The following is a 19,401-nucleotide window of genomic DNA, read 5'->3' on the forward strand; positions in this document are numbered from 1 at the left end:
TATGGGGAAAAAAATACCAACAAGAGTAAAAAGCTCAGTTCGTTACGTAGCGTTAAGAACGATCGAACGTGTAGATAACGGCGGAGCGTATTCGAATTTATTACTAAATGAAATGATCAATAAGTCAGCTTTAGGAGAAAAGGACAGCCGTTTATTTACGGAGCTTGTCTATGGAACGATCAGCCGTAAGTTGTTATTAGAATATTATTTAACACCATTCATTACAAAGCCTAAAAAAGTAGATAGTTGGGTGAAAAACTTACTTAGTCTGTCGATCTACCAATTAGTCTTTTTAGATAAAATACCGGATCATGCGATCATTAATGAAGCAGTGGAAATCGGTAAGCACAGAGGAAATGTCGGAATCGGTAAGTTTGTTAACGGTGTACTTCGGGCATTTCAACGTGAAGGTGCACCAAGTTTAGAGAAAATCAACGATCCTGTCGAACGTTTGTCAATAGAGATCAGTATGCCTAAGTGGTTAACGGAAAAGCTAATCAAACAAATGGGGATAGAAGAAACAAGAAAATTAGGCTTATCACTTTTTGAAAAAAGTCATGTCAGCGGACGTGTGGATACACGCGAAATCAGTATTTCAGATGCATTAGAAGAATTGCAAAAAGATCATATTGAAGCATCAGCCAGCCAAGTGTCGCCTTATGGTGTAGTGGCTGAAAAAGGCTTTTTAGCAGGCAGTTATTTATTTACAGCAGGGAAACTAACGATACAAGATGAAAGTTCGATGTTGGTGGCACCAGCGATGCAGATTGAAAAAAATCACGTAGTTTTAGATGCCTGTGCAGCTCCGGGTGGTAAAACGACTCATATCGCAACATTTCTTGATTCAGCTCAAGGCGGACGTGTGAAGTCTTTAGATATCCATGATCACAAAATCAAGCTGATTAAACAAAATGCAGAGCGTCTGCATGTAAAAGACGTTGTTGATACTGAAAAATTAGATGCACGCAAAGTAGGAGAAGAGTTTCCAACCGATTACTTTGATCGAATCTTAGTTGATGCGCCTTGTTCTGGATTAGGTTTAATGCGCCGTAAACCAGATGTTAAATACAATAAATCGGCTCAGGATTTTGAGCAATTACCTAAAATTCAACTAGAAATTCTAGAAAGTGTCGCCCCAACATTGAAAGAATGCGGTATAATGGTCTATAGTACATGTACAATTGCTGAAGAAGAAAATCAGGAAGTTGTTGCAGCATTTTTACAAAAACATCCAGAATTCAAAAAAATCGATGTGAGTGTTAGTGAAGCGGTTCAGCCTTCTATACATGATCAAATGCTTACGTTATACCCACATCAATTAGGGACAGATGGATTTTTTATTTGCTGTATGCAGAAAGTTTGTTAAACGAGGTGGAGCATAGTGGAAATCAATTTTCAAACAGATGTCGGACGAAAACGCAATACGAATCAAGATTATGCTGGTCTATTTGAAAATCAGGCAGGCGTTTCTTTAGCTATTTTAGCGGATGGGATGGGCGGTCATCAGGCAGGTGATGTTGCTAGCCAGATGGCGGTCAATAACCTTGGTGAGCGCTGGCAGGAGAGTCTGATCGACACATCTGAAAAAGCCGCGCAATGGCTGATCAAAGAAATCCAAGATGAAAATGAAATGATTTATCAAAAGGGGCAATCTCAACCAGAATATTTAGGAATGGGAACGACGATTGTCAGTGCAGTACTGCTAAATCAATCCTTCATATTGGCCAATATTGGCGATAGCCGAGCTTATTTGGTACGTAATAATCAATTACGTCAGCTAACAGAAGATCACTCTCTAGTTAATGAGCTGGTAAAATCTGGTGAGATCACTCGTGAAATGGCAGCCAATCACCCGCGCAAAAATGTCTTGACTCGCTCGTTAGGTATGCCGAGAATGGTAGAAGTTGATGTAGCTAATCATCTTTGGGTTCCAGATGATTATATTTTACTATGTTCAGATGGGCTGACAAACATGGTTTCAGAAGAAGATATTTTGGCCATATTACTTTCAGAAAAACCATTAAATGAAAAAGTTGAAACATTGATCACGACAGCAAATGAAGCGGGTGGCGCGGATAACATTACTGTTTTAGTGATTCATTTTGACGAACATGACGCATCTAAGGAGGAAAACCAATGATCGAAATCGGCAGAAAATTGAATGGTCGATATCATATTATTGGCAATATCGGTAGTGGCGGTATGGCGAATGTCTTTTTAGCGCATGACTTGATTTTGGATCGTGACGTAGCTGTTAAAGTGCTGCGTTTTGACTTTCAAAATGATCAAGCAGCCATTCGCCGCTTTCAAAGGGAAGCTTTAGCTGCTACTGAGTTGGTTCATCCAAATATCGTCAGTGTCTATGATGTAGGCGAAGAAGACGGCATGCAATACTTAGTCATGGAATATGTGAAAGGGATGGATCTGAAACGATTTATCCAAACCCAATACCCAATTCCATATGCAAAAATTGTTGATATCATGGAACAAATTTTATCAGCTGTTTCACTAGCTCATGAACATAGAATCATTCATAGAGATTTAAAGCCGCAAAACATTTTGATGGATGAAAGCGGCGTTGTGAAGATCACCGATTTCGGAATCGCAATTGCGTTAACGGAAACATCGATCACACAAACCAATACGATGTTAGGTTCTGTTCACTATCTATCTCCTGAACAAGCAAGAGGTAGTATGGCGACCAATCAATCAGATGTTTATGCAGTGGGCATCATTTTATATGAGATGCTGACAGGGAATGTACCGTTTGATGGAGAGTCTGCTGTAACGATTGCTTTGAAGCATTTCCAAGAAGAGATGCCTTCAGTTAAAACGTTTGATCCTAATATTCCTCAATCGTTGGAAAATGTGGTCTTACATGCAACAGCCAAAGACCCAGCTGACCGCTATAAAACAGCCGAAGAGATGTCACGTGATCTATATACTGTATTGGCTGCGAACCGATTAAATGAACCCAAATGGCAACCGACAGGCTTAATGGGCGAAACGAAAATTTTAACGCCGATCACAGATGAAATGGCGATGCCGTCTTCTTTTAATTCGATGGAAACCCCACCTGAAGACCGAAATGAGCATGAAGAAATTGAGCAGCAAGAAGCGGCAGCAAAGAAGAAAAAGAAGCCATTGATCATTTTTATCATCTTGTTAGTATTGGCTTTGCTCATCGCTGGCGGGCTCTATTTTGCAGGGCGAGGCAGCAGTGAAGTTAAGATCCCTAATGTAGAAGACAAAACGGAAGCTGAAGCACGAAAAATACTAGAAGATGCTGGATTGAAAGTCAAAGATGAGACGAAAGAAATTCCGGACGAGTCGATTGAGGAAGGAAAAGTAGTTAAAACAGATCCAGCCATAGAGTCTACCGTGAAAAAAAATCGGGAAATCGAACTTTATATAAGCTCTGGGAACAAGAAAATCAAGCTTGATGATTATACTGGAGAAGACTATAAAGATGCCATCGAAGCATTGGGCAAATTAGGTTTCAAAGAGAGTCAAATCAAAATCACGAAAGAAACAGATTCGAAAGTAGACGAAGACAAAGTCATTAGTCAAACACCTGAAAAAGGTGAAGAAGTCGATCCTAAAACGGACGAGATCACGCTGGTTGTTAGTGAAGGGCCGGATGATATCTATTTAGCTGATTACGCAAGTTTAGGCTACAGTTATAATAATGCGGTGACTGAGTTATTGAGCTATGGTATAAAAGAAAGTCAGATCACTCGCGTGGATAAACCAAGTGATACAATAGCCAAGGATTTAGTGATAGCCCAAAATCCAGCTGCAGGTAATCCGTTTAATCCTAAAAAAGGGAAGATTACATTAACCGTAAGCTCTGGACCGGATAAAACGACGACGACTAGTTCTGAATCAAGTAAAATTTCTTTAAGTAATTATGTCGGACGTTCATACGAAAATGTAGTTACTGATTTAGTGGCTCTTGGTATTAAGTACGAGCAAGTCGATGAAGCGAGTGATACAGTGGCTAAAGGCTTAGTTATTTCTCAGGATCCAAAAGAGGGCGCTTCTTTTGATATTAAAACGGGCAAAGTTATATTACGTGTCAGCTCAGGCCCAGGAGAGGTTACAGTTCCGGACGTTACAGGACTATCTCAAGCTGAGGCAAAATCAAAGCTAGAAGGTAGCGGATTTACGTATGCTACAGGCTCTGGTGATGCATCAAAAGGAAAAGCAGAGAGTACTTCACCAAGTGCAGGAGGAACTCTTGCTAAAGGAGCAACTGTTACTGTCAATTTCTCAAATGCAACAGACCCGACAAGCGATGGAAATAATTAAATAAGTAACGTAAAGTGATTAAGATGAACGTTGTCTTGATCACTTTTTTTATGGGAAAAGGGGATTTCTTCAGCCCTGCGTTTAGCTTTTCTCAAACCTATGGTAAAATGAAAGCAATAGAAACGAGGAGGTGGCATTTCTGAAAGGTCAAATTAGAAAAGCGTTAAGCGGTTTTTACTACATTTATGCAGAGGGTGCAACCTTTCAAACGAGAGCCCGCGGTAATTTTCGCAATCGAAAAATCACGCCATTAGTTGGTGATGAAGTGATGTTTGAAAGTGATAATCCAACGGATGGCTACTTGCTTGAAGTTTTTCCTAGGCATAATGAGCTGGTGCGTCCACCAGTGGCGAATGTGGATCAAGGTGTGATTGTCATGAGTATGGTCGAACCTAATTTTTCATACAATTTACTGGATCGCTTTTTAGTCACGCTGGAAGATAAAGGAATCGCTCCAATCATTTATTTAACAAAAGTCGATTTACTGAATGGAACGGAATCAGTTAGTGTGGCAGATGCTCAAAAAGTCTATGGTGCAATTGGTTATCCAGTAATCGCCGCAACTCAAGTTGATGACGCAGCAGCGCTTCAAGCGTTAGAGCAATATTTTCCAGAGCGCTTGACCGTTTTTATGGGGCAATCTGGTGCTGGTAAATCAACCTTATTAAACAGAATTTCACCTGACTTACAATTAGCGACAGATGAGATTTCTGAATCACTAGGCCGGGGCAAACATACGACGCGCCATGTAGAACTGTTGCCTTTATATGATGGTCTAGTTGCTGATACGCCAGGCTTTAGTTCAATCGACTTTTTAGAAATGGAAACAACCGAGCTGCCGAAACAATTTCCCGAATTTGTAGACGCATCATCGTTATGCAAATTTCGCGAATGTATGCATCGGAAAGAACCTGGCTGTGAAGTGAAAAAACGTGTAGAATCAGGAATGATTGCTCAAACAAGATACGATAATTATTTACAATTTTTATTAGAAATAGAAAATCGCAGACCTATTTATAAGAAAAAATAAAAAAGTAGTCCCTCGGTTTTAGTAAATACGAGCTGATATAAGGAAGTACATTTTAAGTGTTGAAGGATTGACCAAAAAAGAACAAGGAGTGGTTTTAATGAAACTAGCACCATCGATTTTAAGTGCCGACTTTGCCAATTTAGAAAGAGATATTCAATTAGTTGAAAAATTAGGAGCGGATTACATTCATGTAGATGTGATGGATGGCCAATTTGTCCCAAATATTACCTTAGGACCAAACGTAGTTTCAGCGATTCGACCAGTGACTAAGCTACCTTTAGACGTTCATTTGATGATCGTTCAGCCGGAAAACTATATTGAGGATTTTGCTAAAGCTGGGGCGGATATTATCACTGTTCATGTTGAATCAACGCCGCATATCCATCGTGCAGTTCAAATGATCAACGCTTCTGGTGTGAAATCGGGAGTTGTGATCAATCCAGGAACTCCTCTATCAGCGATTGAGTATGTATTGGACTCAGTTGATCAGGTCTTGATTATGACCGTTAACCCTGGATTTGGCGGGCAATCGTTTATTGAAAGCTCACTGGAGAAGATCGCTCAATTAAAAGAATGGAAAGAAACAAAAGGCTATACGTATGATATCGAAGTCGATGGTGGAATTGTTCCTGAGACAGCTAAACGCTGTAAAGATGCAGGTGCCAATGTTTTTGTAGCAGGTTCTTATATTTATAATTCGGAAAGTCCGAAAGACCGGATTGATGCATTGAGAGCTGTGTTAGATTAATGAATATTCTTCTTGTGGCTGGCGGTTCGCCTGATGAGTGGCCGCAGTTTGATGCTGAAACCTTCGATTACTTGGTAGGCATTGATCGAGGAAGTTTGTATATCGTAAAACGTGGTTGGGTCTTGGATTTAGCAGTGGGGGATTTTGACTCTTTAACCTGTGAAGAACAACAGCTGATCCAAAAAGAAGCAAAAGAGCTGGTACAGGCAAAAGCAGAAAAAGATGATACAGATACTCAATTAGCATTGGCGCTCACTGTTGAAAAATTTCCTAAAGCCTGTATTACAATTATAGGAGCAACAGGAGGTCGTTTGGATCACTTCTTAGCAAATCTGTGGTTGCCGTTTGAACCACGTTTTCAGAAGTTTATTCGTCAAATAAACATAAAAGATTATCAAAATAGTATTGTCTATTATCTTCCAGGAGAGTATGTGGTCAAAAAAGAAGCAAGGATGGATTATCTAGCCTATTGCTGCTTAACACCAGTTAAAAACCTGACTTTAACGGAAAGTAAATATACGTTGGACCATGTAGATGTAGCGATTCCTACTTCTTATGCAAGTAATGAATTTGTTGGAGACACTGCTGGATTTTCATTTGACACAGGGATGATTGCTGTGATCCAAAGTCGAGATAATAAATAAAAAAAGCTGAACGGCATGCCGTTCAGCTTTTTGATTATGTTCGGTTAAGATTAAGCACGCTCGATTTTACCAGATTTCAAAGCACGAGTTGACACCCAAACTTTTTTAGGTTTACCGTCTATTAATACACGAACTTTTTGCAAGTTAGGTTTAACAGTACGTTTAGTAGCGTTCATTGCATGTGAGCGGTTATTGCCGCTGCTTGTCTTACGACCAGTAAAGTAACATACTTTTGCCATTTTTAGTTTCCTCCTTTGCTTTGATCTCGGAGCGATATTTTTCAGCTCATACTAACTTAATTTATCACATTAATAGTGATTTGGCAAGCTCATTTCAATTTTTATATGGAATATCTTGTTGAATTTCTATAAATGTTACGTTCAGGCATACTTGAACGTAATAATTTTAAAAAAAGCTGACAAATGAAGACTTTAAGAAAAAAAGTCTAAACACTAAAATATTAGATAAAATAGTAAGTAACTACCAATTATAGTCCAGTTGGTAAAAAGTTCTAATAGAAAAAGGGTGATAGTAATGTCAAAGCTAAGCTAGATAATAGAGGTCAGCAGGGAAAATATGATGAAGCAATATTCTTAGATTTTTTGAAAGGACCGTACGATCAATTACCTACAGTTCCATTTAAAACGCTTGATATGATTCAAAAAGCAAACAAAGAAAAACTTGTTTTTTTAGAGTTATTCAATTTTCTCGAGGAAGCGAAGATGCCTAGCGATTATATGGAGGAAATGGATCTGAGACTTATAGTAGTTATTGAAGGGATGGCCTATATCAAAAAAAAAACTGAAGATAGTCTTCATATAATAAAAGTAAGAAGTAACGAGCAATTGAAGGAGAACGCTCACTACATTATTTTATTGAGAAATGTTGAAGAAGAACAAGAAGATAACTTAGTTGGGAAAATTTTATTACTATTAAATCGAAAAGTTATCAACTATGAATTACAAGATAGCAAAAACTCATTATATCTATTAAATAGGACTTGGAAGTTAGAACACATTCTGAAAACGGATTTGAATGTTTCGAAATAAAGGTTCTAGGCATAGATGCAAATATGAGTACATCGTAAACGGTAGGCATGCTTATAGAAGAAAGGGCAAAATTACTTGACCTTGCCTCAAACTAAAAGAGCCAGAGGGCTAGCTCACAGAGTTAGCCCTCTGGCTCTTTCGATTATTAGAAATAAACTGAAGGAGAACCTAAACACATTTTGATTGAAGCAAAAATGGTTTGTCCAAAAGTAAATGCTTTGTCTTTGGTAATAACGCTTAAGAATGCATAAGCGATCAACAATCAAGCTAAAGCCAGTCAGGTTGGCTTTATCGTTGGAGAATAACTGAAAAACAACGATAATGTGCTGTTTTATTCGTTTTAAGTCAAAAAACGTTCTGGCATTTTATTCTGTCTATAATAAGTAGTGTAAGGCAGACGAAACAACGAACTGCAAGAAAAAATTAGCTCTTAAATGAGGAGGAAAAATAATGAAAGTAGCAAGCAGAAGCAATTATTTAGTTAAAACAGACGATTTATTCAAAACCTACAAAGAATATCATGCGGTCAATGAAGTTTCCATGACAATCAATAAAGGAGATATTTATGGCTTTATAGGAAAAAATGGTGCGGGGAAAACAACCTTTATTCGTCTTCTCACACAATTGATTGAAAAAAGTTCAGGAAACTTGAAATTTAATGCAGTAAACAAAATGAAAATGGGAGCAGTTATTGAAGGGCCCGTTTGTTATCCGTATCTATCAGCAAGAGATAATTTAAAATATTACGCCATTCAACGAAACATAAAAAATAAAAAGCGGATCGATGAAGTGCTCGAATTTGTAGGTTTGGCAAATGTAGATAAAAAGAAAGTCTTTAAAGACTATTCTTTAGGAATGAAGCAACGCTTAGGAATCGGCTTGGCTATTCTAGATAACCCAGAATTTTTGATTCTAGATGAACCTGTAAATGGTTTAGATCCCCAAGGAATCGTAGAAATAAGAGAAATCATTCATCGTTTGAATAAAGAATTTGGAACAACGATCCTAATTTCCAGCCATATTCTTACAGAACTATCATTAGTTGCCAGCAGATATGGCATTATCAACGAAGGAAGTTTAATTAAAGAGTTGACGAGTGAGGAACTAGCAGAAGAATGTGGCAGAAGTATTTCTCTAAAGAGTTCAGTGGCTTCACTAACGATTCAGTTGTTAAATAAGAACAACTATCAAGTAGAACAAAAAGACGATTTAATAGTGATCAAGGCAGAGAAAGAAACGATGCCGGCAATTGCCAAGCTATTGTTTGAACATAATATTTATCTCACGCATTTTGAATATAGAGAAGAAAATTTAGAAGAATATTACTTAAACTTAATTGATGGGAGAGCTAAACATGATTAGTACATTAAAAGCAGATTTTTATAGAATTATTAAAAGTTCACTAGGGTTTTATTCAGTAGCGGGACTGGTTGTTGTGGGGATAGCATTTGGGTTTTTAGCTTCCTCAGACAATACGCCTCAATTGATCATCCAATCAGGCTTATCCAACGGAGCATTACTGTTACCAGTATTTTTAACAAATATCTTTATGATTTCCTGGGGACATGAGTTCAGTTATCGTGTAGTTAATAATTCGCTGATTTCAGGCATGAAACGCAGTACTTTCTTTGCCAGTAAAACAATTTTGACCTTTTTGTTAACAATTTTATTTATTGGAGTATATGCAACCAGTTTGATGATTACAACATGGGCTTTAAAAGGAGGCTTTTCATTAAGCGCAGCGATGAAACCATTGTTAGCACAACTTCCGTTATATCTAGCGGCCAGCAGTCTTGGTATTTTATTATTCAATGGGCTTAAAGCTTCCTATATCTCAGTAGCAGCGTTTATTTCATTGGCATTTGTCGGAGATACTATTTTTTCAAACATTATTTCCACATACTTTGCTAAATTTGATTTTATTTTAGATACCTTATTCTTTTCGAATTTACGCATGGTCACAGATCTATCGGCACTTTCAAGTAGTCAATTCCAAACCATTTTTATCAGCAGTGCCATTTATAGCGCACTCGCGTTATTGGTCAGCTTTAGATTATTCAAAAATAGAGAATTTAAATAAGAGGAGAGATTTATTATGAAGAAAAAAATTATGATTTTAGTAGCGGTATTAGTAACAATTGGGTTCTTTGGTTATACAAGTTTTGCTGCAGGAAAACCAGCAAGTCAAGTTGATCTATCATGGGAATTAGCAGATTCTCAAATCGAAAAAATCGCGTTGCAAGGAGCTGAACAAGAGGTCAAAGTAGTTGTTAATGAAACAAGCAATGAGAAGACGAAGATTTCTTTATCAGGCAAAATCTCTGAAGAAAACGAAGAATTTTTAAAAGGAACGGTGAAAAAAGAGAATTCGTTAGAAATTCCTTTGGCTAAACTCAATCAATTCAGATTGATGACCACGGCTAATGGCAAAGAACCATTACTTTTTACAATTGACTTAGGGAAAGATGCGACCTATAAATCTTTAGAAATCGACAGTGTAGTTGGTAGTGTTGAAGCGAAAATCCAAGCAGCTTTTGAAGGTGTTTATCAATTAGAAACAAATGATCAAGGCGAGGTCAAAGTTGTACCTGAAACAAAGGAATCAAGTAAAGATCAAATAAAAATCGATACAATGGGGGATATCACTGTTGAAAAATAGGAAGGGGCAAAGACTATGTATGCGCACTACATGCAAAAATCAAGTACGGATTGCGGCATTGCCTCACTGAGAGTAATTTTAGATCAACTTGAAATCAAAATTAAAAATGTTAGTGAGCTGTATCAGCATTATAATCTAAAAAAAGACCAGGGATTGTCTCTGGGAGAGTTAAATGAAATATTGCTGCATTATGGCGTAGTATCCAGTTCTTACGAAGTAAGGGAATTTGAAGAGTTAGAAAGTGTGGAACAGTTGCCAATGGTGTTAGTGGTTGAAAACGAGGGATATGCACACTACGTTGTTGTCCACGAAATCAAAGACAATCGCTATACAATTTCTAATCCCGCTGAACCTAAACTTAGAGTTTACGAAAAAGAAGATTTAAGAGCTATCTTTCTTGGATATGCATTATGTATTGAAGACATTCAAGATGTGACACAAGTTACTAAGAAAAAGAAAAAAATCAGTTTTAATTTCAGAACAAAGGAGAAAGAAACAGGTGTAGCGCAGATTCTCTATAAAGAAGTAATGACTAGCTTACCAATTAAAACAAAAGCTAACATGATCCTATTACTCTTTCTGAAATACATTCTGCCATTTGCAACAACGATGTTTATTCAATCGTTGATGCAAAGCATTACACCAAAGTCGCCGATTATCGATATCTTAAAACCAATTTTTATAGTAGGTTGGCTGATCTATCTATTCTTTTTAGTGAATATTAGAGAAGGCAGGCAGAAAGTAAAACTCGAAAATGACATTCAAGAAAAAATTCTGATGAATTATTACAATCAGAAGATTAGCGATCTTGATTCTGGAAAGAATTTGGAGAATGTTACAGGCTATTTCTGGAATTTGGTCAATTCAGTATCCGGCCTATTTCAAAAATTTTATTTTAAAATCAATATTAGTTATGTCATTGTATTGACTGCTGTCTTAGCGAGTATTTCAAGTTGGCTGGCATTAGCCCTATTATTTTGGAGCACAGTTTATATCATTTATTTGAAACATAAGATTCAGGCAATCAAAAGCAATGAGATGGATATTATAGGCAAATCTTCCGTATTTTCTTCATCGATAGAAAATAATATTAAATCATCTCTAGATATTAATGTATTTTCTAAAACAAAACAATCAGGAAACTTTGTTAAGGACAAGATGAAAAGTTTCTTAAGTGCTCGATTAAGCAATAGTACTACGGAATTGAACGTAGTTTCTGTTTATCAATCGATGGTTACACTGATGAGTTTAAGTGCCTTTCTGATTTTAAGTACAATGACCTTATATGGAGAACAAGCAAGTATGATCAATACCACAACAGGTATTTTCATCATCTCAATCATTTTAAATAGTCTATCTCCTGTTGTTCAAAGTTGGCTGATGTATCAGAAAAGTACTGTAGCAATCGATTTTATCCAAAGCTCAAATGATTACCAAAGTAATATAGAAATCAAAAATAAAGAGCCATTAGATGTGGAAAGGATCGAAAAAATTGCAGTTGATCATCTCGATTTTAGTTATGACAAGAGCAAGCAAATTTTTAAGGACTTCAGCTTCGAAATGCAAGCAGGAAAAATTTATGGAATCAAAGGAGAAAATGGTTCTGGCAAATCTACTTTGATCAAATTACTTTCAGGAGTTTTACAACCAGATGAAGGAGAATTTGTGATTAATGAGAGTACGAAAAGACACTCACTAAAAGAAACAGACATTAATGAGTATATAGGAATGTATTCTCCAGAGTTCAATCTATACAGTAATACAGTTGGCCGTAACATTCGGTATAAAGTTTTTAATGAGCAATTACAGGAAAAAGAAAAAAATCAATATGAAGATATTTTTAACTTAAAACTGTCTAATAATCACCTTGTTCAAATGGATGCAGCAAATCTTTCCCAAGGGCAAAAACAAAAAATCCTTTTAATGAGGGCTTTGTATCAAGAAAAAAGTATTTACATTTTTGATGAACCAACAGGAAATCTGGATAGTGATTCAAAATCGGCACTAATGAACAAAATTAGGGCGTTAGCAAAGGACAAAAACAAAATTGTTCTTCTAGTTAGCCATGAGCCAGATGTTTTGGCCTGTTCGGATGAGATCCTTGAGATACAGAAAAAAGGAGGAGAAAACAATCAAGAATCTAATTAAAATCGGTTTAGGGATAATCATTATAGCAGCGGGTGTCTTATTCATGGTGAATAATCAGACGAAAGATTACACGAAAAATAAGATAGAGATGGAAGAATTAGAGCAATTTAAAAACGATAAAAAAGATGTTTTCGTTGTGGTAGGAAATAGAGGCTGTTCATCGTGTCAAGAATACAAACCAGTGATGGAAGAAGCCATTGAGAATACCAACAAAACGGTCTATTACATGGATACAGATAACGCAAAAAACAGCGGTTTTCTTAAAGAGCATAATATTACTGTAACACCAACAATTCTGATTGTTGAAAATGGTGATATGAAACGCTTGGAAGGCAGTCGAGAACTAAAAGAAACAGAAGATATCTTATTAGGAAAAGTAAAATTCTAGAAAGGAAATAAAAAATGAAGAAAAAAGTAATCTATGCCGCAATCTTAACAGCGATTTTTGGATCAAATCTATTCACTGCCAACCATGCTTATTCATTAAGTGCGCAGGTCGAAGAAAAAGAAACAGAATTGGTAGAATCTAACCGCTCATATCCGCAAATTTACAATCACCTTGATGCGATTACATTAAATACATTTGAAAATAAAGTGGCAAACCAGGAATCATTCTATGTTTACGTTGGGCGTCCAACATGTGGGGATTGTAATGAGTTTGAACCTGATTTGATCAAATTGGTTAAAAATCACAAATTAGAGGACCAATTGTTGTATCTCAATGTCGCAGAACTTAGAACCGCCGAGACTAAATGGGAAAGCTTTAAAAAGACGTATGATTTGGCTTATACACCTACAATTGCCAAGTTTGTCAATGGAAAGCTAGACAGTAAAGTGGAGTGGACACCAGAAAAAGGCATATCAGTTGAACAAGTAAATAAATGGATTACAGATAATGTAGAAAAATCAAAATGACGCATATAAAAGAACAATAAGCTAGAACTTGAAAATGACAGGTAGAAGGGAAGAAAAATAAGATGAAGAAATTAGACGTGAGACAAAGTAAAGAAATTCAGGCTGGGAAAATTCTTGCTCCAGCGAGTTCTTGGTGGTTATATCAAGTTCTTTGCGGCTCTTGGAAATAATATAGATCAAGTAAGAAGCAACTATAAAAAATAAAGGAGAACAACGAATGTTTAAATTAAGTATGAAAAAAGGCAGCGAGATTAAAGCGGGAAAAACATTTTGTGTAGTAGATGCTTTTGGCTATAAAGTATTATGCTTTACTTTTAAATAAACCAGTAAGTCGAAAAAATAAATGGAGAAAATAGTACTTTCAATAAATACGAATGAAAGGAGCGATAAAATGTTTAAATTAAGTATGAAAAAGGGCGAAGAGATCACAGCAGGAAAAATGTTTTGTGTATTGGATGCTTTTGGTTATAAAGTATTGTGTTTCAACATTTAATTAAATAGCTGAACAAATAAATAGACGATCAAAGAAAAGGAGAATGATCATGAATAAATTAGAACAAAAGGAAACCAATGAAATCCAAGCTGGCTTAAGAGTGTGTGCTTTCAATATTTGGGGAGTCAAACTATTCTGCTGGTACGCTTAGGCCAAGCTGACGAAGAAAATATAAAAATAATAGAAAATCAATATATGGAGGGTAACACATGAAAAAACTAACAACAAGACAAGAAGAAACAGTAAAAGGCGGCAAATGGTGTTTCGTCAACAGTATATTAGGAATCAAAATCTGCTTCTAATCAAAGAGATGAATAATAAAGTAATGTAGAATCAAAAAACGATCAATCTAAAAAATAGAAAAGAGGAAAAATAGATGAAAAAACTAACTACGAGACAAGAAAAAGCAGTAAAAGGCGGCAAATGGTGTTTCGTCAACAGTATATTAGGAATCAAAATCTGCTTCTAATCAAAGAGATGAATAATAAAGTAATGTAGAATCAAAAAACGATCAATCTAAAAAATAGAAAAGAGGAAAAATAGATGAAAAAACTAACTACGAGACAAGAAAAAGCAGTAAAAGGCGGCAAATGGTGTTTCGTCAACAGTATATTAGGAATCAAAATCTGCTTCTAATCAAAGAGATGAATAATAAAGTAATGTAGAATCAAAAAACGATCAATCTAAAAAAATAGAAAAGAGGAAAACCATGAAAAAATTAACAGCGAAACAAGAAGAAATGGTAAAAGGCGGCAGAATTTGTATATGGGATATATGGATTTTTAAAGTATTCTGCTGGTCTTAAGCAGCAGAATTGGCAGTAACTAAAATCAAATCGGAAACCAAGCACAACTTAAAACTAAAAGAAAAGGAAGAGATATAGATGAAAAAACTAACAGCGAAACAAGAAGGCAAAGTAAAAGGCGGTAAATTTTGTGTAGTGGATGCATGGGGCTTTAAATTATTCTGCTGGTACTAAGCAGCAGGATAAGTAGTAACTAAAATCAAACCGGAAACCAAGCACAACTTAAAACTAAAAGAAAAGGGAGAGATATAGATGAAAAAACTAACAGCGAAACAAGAAGGCAAAGTAAAAGGCGGTAAATTTTGTGTAGTGGATGCATGGGGCTTTAAATTATTCTGCTGGTACTAAGCAGCAGGATAAGTAGTAACTAAAATCAAACCGGAAACCAAGCACAACTTAAAACTAAAAGAAAAGGGAGAGATATAGATGAAAAAACTAACAGCGAAACAAGAAGGCAAAGTAAAAGGCGGTAAATTTTGTGTAGTGGATGCATGGGGCTTTAAATTATTCTGCTGGTACTAAGCAGAATAATAAGTAGTAACTAAAATCAAATCGGAAACCAAGCGCAACTTAAAACTAAAAGAAGAGGGAGAGATATAGATGAAAAAACTAACAGCGAAACAAGAAGGCGAAGTAAAAGGCGGTAAATTTTGTGTAGTGGATGCATGGGGCTTTAAATTATTCTGCTGGTACTAAGCAGCAAGTAGAGAAATTAATCACCTAAGGACAAAAAAGCGGAGAGTAGTAATACAACTCTCTTCGCTTTTTTGTGTTTTTTACACTTAGGAATAGAAAATGAACGTTTATGCAATAAAAAATCCTCTGTTTTTCAGTTAAAGCAACAAAAATGTCGATTCACGCAATGAATATTCAGCTTATACGCTTCTTTGGTAAAGTTAATTCAAGGAAGCGGAGGGAATAAATGTGGAAAAAAGCCTTTGGAATTTGTGGAACGTAGAAAGTTATATTAGCAATAGAATTTTAAACTATATTTTAGAAGGTCAGGAAGAATTGGATCGAATTGATTATTTTAAATGTAAACTAGGGATCGAGTCAATCGTAATCAATCTATCTAAATTATTGTTTATCTATGGTACTGCATGTATTCTGAATATTGGCATTGAAACACTGATTCTTCATCTAAGCTTTTTGAGCATTAGGGTGTTTGCATATGGAGATCATGCAGGTAGCAGCTTTGGCTGCATCATTACAAGCATTTTATTATTTGTCGGATCTGCTGGGGTACTTACTGGAGGATTGTTGATTCCGGTAGAAGGATTGATCTTTTTGCAAGTGATCAATGGATTGGTACTAAGTAAATATGCGCCAAAAGCAACAAGTAAAAATCCGATTGGTAGTGATGAAAAGAAGCAACGAAGACGAATTCAGGCGCTAGGTTCGTGTCTGATTATGACGATTATTATGATATGTGTTCCAGTGTTGTTGATACAAAATCTTATGATTATTGGAAATATTTTGTCAGGTATAAGCGTTTTGCCATTAAAAATAAAAAGAGTATAGAGGAGAATGAAAAATGAAAAAATTATTAGTTAGATTGTTTACAGGTTGGGGAAGTCAGAATTTGGTGATGTGTTGTGGTGGATTTATGGATGAGCCAGAAATGCCAAAAGAATTACTGGAAGAACTAAAATAGAAATTAAATAAATGAATCATTTAGACTCTAATTTATAATCAATTACTAAAAATAATTTGCTTTGAATTAGCCTAACATGTATAATTTACTTATATTTATGAGGGAGTTAATTATTGATGAATATGGCTAACTTAGTTCCTATAGCATTAGTATTTTTTCAAATGATTTTTAGCTATTTAAATACAAAAGTATTGATGGGTGAGAAGAAATTTGTAGCGAAAGAAATTCTACTATTGGTAGTTCTTGCACTAGCTGCTGGGAATATCTTTCTATTTATTGGTGGTTATGTAGCGATTTTAATTATAATTTCGATGCTGATTCTTGGACGATATTTTATTGATTCCAGAATGATATATATTGCGGGTACATTATCATATGTCATGATACTTATGATCATTTGTGATCATATTGCTGGAGTGATGGATGCGTATTTATGGAAGAACCAAGGTGTAATGATAGATGGTTTGGATACGTTTATACATACAATCGTAAGCTTTGGATTACCTTTTATCATGGTTTTTCTAATTATAAAACTTAGACCTAGTATTGAGAGACAGATACCATTTCTAAATGACTTTGTTCCAATTATTAGTATTATCGGCATGTATATGCTGATCATTTACTACATCAGTATTTTTTTAGGTCAATACCTAGGGAATAACTCGGAAATCATCACGTTAAATCTAGTCTTTTTCATCATCTACTTCTTCATTTCGCTTCTAACATTTTTCATGTATGCTAGTTCTACAAGAAATAAATACGAAGCACAACAAAAAGAACTAGAATATTTAGCGAATCAACGCTATATGGAAAGCATGGAAAATCAATTCAAAGAAATCAGTAAGTTTCGCCACGATTACAAGAACATTTTAATGTCGATGGAGAATTTTATTGAGGAAAAAGATCTTGATGGGTTGAATGACTACTATCATTCGGTCGTTAAAACGTCATCTCAAGTGATTGAACAAAATAATTATAAGCTAGAAAAATTGGGGAACGTTCAAGTAAGAGAACTGAAAAGTATCCTTGCGTCAAAATTAATTACCGCTCAAGAAAAGGGAATTGATACAAAGGTAGAAGTGACAGAAGGTATTGATCAAGTCAGTATGGATTCAGTGGCGTTAGTGAGAGTCTTAGGGATTTTTCTAGATAACGCAATTGAAGAACTAGAATATTTAGGTAATGGCGTTTTGTCCGTAGCCTTGTATCAAGATGAAAAAGCAGTTCATGTTATTCTGCAAAATAGCTGTCGAGAAGACATCCCTAAACTTCATAAGTTAAAGACAAGAGGATTTTCTACTAAAGGAGAAAATCGTGGGAATGGACTAAGTAATGTTCAAGAAATTGTTACGGAAGCGGATAATCTTTATTTATCGACATCGATTGTGGATGATTTATTCACGCAAAAATTAGTGATAGAATTTTAGAGGAGTGGAAACATGTTATCTGTTATTATATGTGAAGATGATTGGAAACAACGCCAAAAGTTGGAACAATACGTGAAAAACTATATTATGATGGAAAATTTAGATATGGAATTAGCATTTTCTACAGGAAATCCTACAGAAGTACTGGAATATGTTAAGAGTAACCCCAAATTTGTAGGCCTTTATTTTTTTGATGTAGATTTACAGCATGAAATGTCAGGGCTGACTTTGGCTGCTGAAATACGTAAATACGATGACTTAGGAAAAATTGTATTTGTAACGACGCACGGAGAACTCTCATATCTAACTTTTACGTATAAAGTGGAAGCGATGGATTATATCATTAAAGATACACAAGAAACAATTCAAGAGCGAGTCTGTGAGTGTATTCGAATTGCTCATGAGCGAAGTTTAAATGATCGTAGTGGTAAGAAAAGCTTCTTCAAATTTAAAACAGGGGATACAGTACGTTCGATTGATGTAAACGATGTTCTCTTTTTTGAATCTTCCATTTCTTCACACAAAGTGATTATGCATTTAGAGAATGGCGAAGAAGAGTTTTATGGGGCATTAAAAGATATCGAAGATCAGTACGAAGAGTTTTATCGGTGTCATAAGTCTTATCTAATCAACAAGAATCATATTGCAGAGGTACAAAAAAAAGAACGCATAGTCGAAATGAGCAACGGAGAAACGTGCCTTGTTTCTGTAAGAGCAATGAAAAATTTATGATTATTCAAAAGCAAGGCAGACCATCAAGGTTTTGCAGTGCTTTTTTCTTTCATTTCAATTTGACTTTTTCTTTCAAACGATGTAAATTATACAATTATTGGTAAATTCGATGAGACTCTCTATAATTATCTGGATAAGTTCCTTTTCATTGAGGTACGGCTATGTTAAAATATTATAGAAGAAAATAGGGCAATTGTGCTCTTTAAGGAGGCTTTCATCAATGGCTGTAAAAATCAAAACACCAGCAGGCACCATTGAGATTACCAATGAGGTTATCGCCACTGTAGTTGGCGGAGCTGCGACAGATATTTATGGTATCGTCGGAATGGCTAGTAAAAACCAAATCAAAGATAATTTAAATGGCATTTTGCGTAAAGAAAATTATTCTAAAGGCGTGGTCGTACGACAAGAAGAAAATGGCGTTGCGGTCGACGTATATACAATTGTAAGTTATGGCACAAAAATTTCAGAAGTTTCTCGTAATGTACAAGAAAAAGTAAAATATAACCTTGAAACACTACTAGGTGTGACGGCTAATTCTGTCAACGTATTTGTGCAAGGTGTTCGTGTGTTGCCTGACTAGGTAGCCAGCTGTTAGCAATGATTTAGCGATTTGCTTTTTTGAAGTTTGGCTGGACTGGATCGTTCCACTTTTTATTGATCTAGCTCCACGAACCAGACCTCTCAACAAATAGATAAAATGCCTTGATACACAACGAATAAAAATAAGTTGATGTAGAAAGGTACCTACTCGGTTGTTCGAGGTCTAAGCGGTTCGTTTCGCTT

General features: G+C 35.7%; 19 protein-coding genes. 18 read left to right on the plus strand and 1 reads right to left on the minus strand.

The window, feature by feature from the left end; all coding sequences use genetic code 11:
- Window position 1 precedes the first annotated feature (1 nt).
- From rsmB to RV15_RS06000, 6 genes are all read left to right on the plus strand, one after another.
- Window positions 2–1,366: a 16S rRNA (cytosine(967)-C(5))-methyltransferase RsmB gene (gene rsmB, locus RV15_RS05975; RefSeq protein WP_071877143.1), complete on the plus strand. Its 1,365-nt coding sequence runs from the start codon at window positions 2–4 to the stop codon at window positions 1,364–1,366.
- A 15-nt stretch (window positions 1,367–1,381) separates the two neighbouring features.
- Window positions 1,382–2,140, plus strand: a complete 759-nt coding sequence (locus RV15_RS05980) for a Stp1/IreP family PP2C-type Ser/Thr phosphatase (RefSeq protein ID WP_071877144.1) — start codon at window positions 1,382–1,384, stop codon at window positions 2,138–2,140.
- A complete protein-coding gene (gene pknB / locus RV15_RS05985; RefSeq protein ID WP_071877145.1) occupies window positions 2,137–4,311 on the plus strand; it encodes a Stk1 family PASTA domain-containing Ser/Thr kinase in 2,175 nt (724 codons plus the stop codon). The genes RV15_RS05980 and pknB overlap by 4 nt, the downstream gene beginning before the upstream one ends.
- Before the next feature lie 130 nt (window positions 4,312–4,441).
- On the plus strand, window positions 4,442–5,341 hold the full coding sequence (rsgA, locus tag RV15_RS05990) for a ribosome small subunit-dependent GTPase A (RefSeq protein WP_071877146.1): 900 nt from the start codon (window positions 4,442–4,444) through the stop codon (window positions 5,339–5,341).
- Window positions 5,342–5,438: 97 nt separating this feature from the next.
- Window positions 5,439–6,089, plus strand: coding sequence for a ribulose-phosphate 3-epimerase (gene rpe, locus RV15_RS05995; protein WP_071877147.1), 651 nt, complete (start codon window positions 5,439–5,441; stop codon window positions 6,087–6,089).
- Entirely contained in the window at window positions 6,089–6,733 is a 645-nt protein-coding gene (locus RV15_RS06000; RefSeq protein WP_071877148.1) for a thiamine diphosphokinase, read from the plus strand. The genes rpe and RV15_RS06000 overlap by 1 nt, the downstream gene beginning before the upstream one ends.
- Before the next feature lie 50 nt (window positions 6,734–6,783).
- Here RV15_RS06000 and rpmB read toward each other — a convergent pair whose 3' ends face one another.
- A complete protein-coding gene (rpmB, locus tag RV15_RS06005) occupies window positions 6,784–6,972 on the minus strand; it encodes a 50S ribosomal protein L28 (protein ID WP_025870268.1) in 189 nt (62 codons plus the stop codon).
- A gap of 363 nt (window positions 6,973–7,335) precedes the next feature.
- On the opposite strand from rpmB, the gene RV15_RS06010 reads away from it, so the two are divergent.
- The 12 genes from RV15_RS06010 (at window position 7,336) to RV15_RS06065 (ending at window position 19,198) form a co-directional block, all read left to right on the plus strand.
- Complete coding sequence (locus RV15_RS06010) at window positions 7,336–7,782, plus strand: hypothetical protein (protein ID WP_071877149.1); 447 nt, start codon at window positions 7,336–7,338, stop codon at window positions 7,780–7,782.
- 450 nt (window positions 7,783–8,232) lie between these two features.
- Complete coding sequence (locus RV15_RS06015; protein ID WP_071877150.1) at window positions 8,233–9,144, plus strand: ATP-binding cassette domain-containing protein; 912 nt, start codon at window positions 8,233–8,235, stop codon at window positions 9,142–9,144.
- Window positions 9,137–9,862, plus strand: a complete 726-nt coding sequence (locus RV15_RS06020) for a hypothetical protein (RefSeq protein ID WP_071877151.1) — start codon at window positions 9,137–9,139, stop codon at window positions 9,860–9,862. Before RV15_RS06015 ends, RV15_RS06020 begins: the two co-directional genes overlap by 8 nt.
- 15 nt (window positions 9,863–9,877) lie before the next feature.
- Window positions 9,878–10,441: a hypothetical protein gene (locus RV15_RS06025; protein WP_071877152.1), complete on the plus strand. Its 564-nt coding sequence runs from the start codon at window positions 9,878–9,880 to the stop codon at window positions 10,439–10,441.
- A gap of 30 nt (window positions 10,442–10,471) precedes the next feature.
- Window positions 10,472–12,589: an ATP-binding cassette domain-containing protein gene (locus RV15_RS06030; protein ID WP_217265803.1), complete on the plus strand. Its 2,118-nt coding sequence runs from the start codon at window positions 10,472–10,474 to the stop codon at window positions 12,587–12,589.
- Window positions 12,543–12,977 carry a thioredoxin family protein gene (locus tag RV15_RS06035; RefSeq protein WP_167364081.1) on the plus strand — a complete coding sequence of 145 codons (435 nt, stop codon included), beginning with the start codon at window positions 12,543–12,545 and terminating at the stop codon, window positions 12,975–12,977. The genes RV15_RS06030 and RV15_RS06035 overlap by 47 nt, the downstream gene beginning before the upstream one ends.
- Window positions 12,978–12,991: 14 nt before the next feature.
- Window positions 12,992–13,504, plus strand: a complete 513-nt coding sequence (locus RV15_RS06040) for a thioredoxin family protein (RefSeq protein WP_071877155.1) — start codon at window positions 12,992–12,994, stop codon at window positions 13,502–13,504.
- A gap of 2,222 nt (window positions 13,505–15,726) precedes the next feature.
- The gene (locus RV15_RS06045; RefSeq protein WP_071877156.1) at window positions 15,727–16,323 is read left to right on the plus strand and encodes an accessory gene regulator AgrB; all 597 of its coding nucleotides are present in this window, start codon (window positions 15,727–15,729) and stop codon (window positions 16,321–16,323) included.
- A 13-nt stretch (window positions 16,324–16,336) separates the two neighbouring features.
- A complete protein-coding gene (locus tag RV15_RS06050) occupies window positions 16,337–16,456 on the plus strand; it encodes an AgrD family cyclic lactone autoinducer peptide (RefSeq protein WP_083429119.1) in 120 nt (39 codons plus the stop codon).
- A 116-nt stretch (window positions 16,457–16,572) separates the two neighbouring features.
- On the plus strand, window positions 16,573–17,883 hold the full coding sequence (locus RV15_RS18590; RefSeq protein ID WP_139242983.1) for a sensor histidine kinase: 1,311 nt from the start codon (window positions 16,573–16,575) through the stop codon (window positions 17,881–17,883).
- Between the two features lie 12 nt (window positions 17,884–17,895).
- Window positions 17,896–18,615 carry a LytR/AlgR family response regulator transcription factor gene (locus tag RV15_RS06060; protein WP_071877157.1) on the plus strand — a complete coding sequence of 240 codons (720 nt, stop codon included), beginning with the start codon at window positions 17,896–17,898 and terminating at the stop codon, window positions 18,613–18,615.
- Window positions 18,616–18,835: 220 nt separating this feature from the next.
- A complete protein-coding gene (locus tag RV15_RS06065; RefSeq protein WP_010761897.1) occupies window positions 18,836–19,198 on the plus strand; it encodes an Asp23/Gls24 family envelope stress response protein in 363 nt (120 codons plus the stop codon).
- Window positions 19,199–19,401 lie beyond the last annotated feature (203 nt).

Source organism: Enterococcus silesiacus, assembly GCF_001886225.1.
Classification (GTDB): Bacteria; Bacillota; Bacilli; order Lactobacillales; family Enterococcaceae; genus Enterococcus_L; species Enterococcus_L silesiacus.

Excerpts from the sequence above, each read along its gene's own strand:
- rsmB (WP_071877143.1), top strand. The coding sequence starts at position 2 with ATGGGGAAAAAAATACCAACAAGAGTAAAAAGCTCAGTTCGTTACGTA.
- pknB (WP_071877145.1), top strand. The coding sequence starts at position 2,137 with ATGATCGAAATCGGCAGAAAATTGAATGGTCGATATCATATTATTGGC.
- rpe (WP_071877147.1), top strand. The coding sequence starts at position 5,439 with ATGAAACTAGCACCATCGATTTTAAGTGCCGACTTTGCCAATTTAGAA.
- RV15_RS06000 (WP_071877148.1), top strand. The coding sequence starts at position 6,089 with ATGAATATTCTTCTTGTGGCTGGCGGTTCGCCTGATGAGTGGCCGCAG.
- rpmB (WP_025870268.1), bottom strand. The coding sequence starts at position 6,972 with ATGGCAAAAGTATGTTACTTTACTGGTCGTAAGACAAGCAGCGGCAAT.
- RV15_RS06015 (WP_071877150.1), top strand. The coding sequence starts at position 8,233 with ATGAAAGTAGCAAGCAGAAGCAATTATTTAGTTAAAACAGACGATTTA.
- RV15_RS06020 (WP_071877151.1), top strand. The coding sequence starts at position 9,137 with ATGATTAGTACATTAAAAGCAGATTTTTATAGAATTATTAAAAGTTCA.
- RV15_RS06025 (WP_071877152.1), top strand. The coding sequence starts at position 9,878 with ATGAAGAAAAAAATTATGATTTTAGTAGCGGTATTAGTAACAATTGGG.
- RV15_RS06030 (WP_217265803.1), top strand. The coding sequence starts at position 10,472 with ATGCAAAAATCAAGTACGGATTGCGGCATTGCCTCACTGAGAGTAATT.
- RV15_RS06040 (WP_071877155.1), top strand. The coding sequence starts at position 12,992 with ATGAAGAAAAAAGTAATCTATGCCGCAATCTTAACAGCGATTTTTGGA.
- RV15_RS06050 (WP_083429119.1), top strand. The coding sequence starts at position 16,337 with ATGAAAAAATTATTAGTTAGATTGTTTACAGGTTGGGGAAGTCAGAAT.
- RV15_RS18590 (WP_139242983.1), top strand. The coding sequence starts at position 16,573 with ATGAATATGGCTAACTTAGTTCCTATAGCATTAGTATTTTTTCAAATG.
- RV15_RS06060 (WP_071877157.1), top strand. The coding sequence starts at position 17,896 with ATGTTATCTGTTATTATATGTGAAGATGATTGGAAACAACGCCAAAAG.
- RV15_RS06065 (WP_010761897.1), top strand. The coding sequence starts at position 18,836 with ATGGCTGTAAAAATCAAAACACCAGCAGGCACCATTGAGATTACCAAT.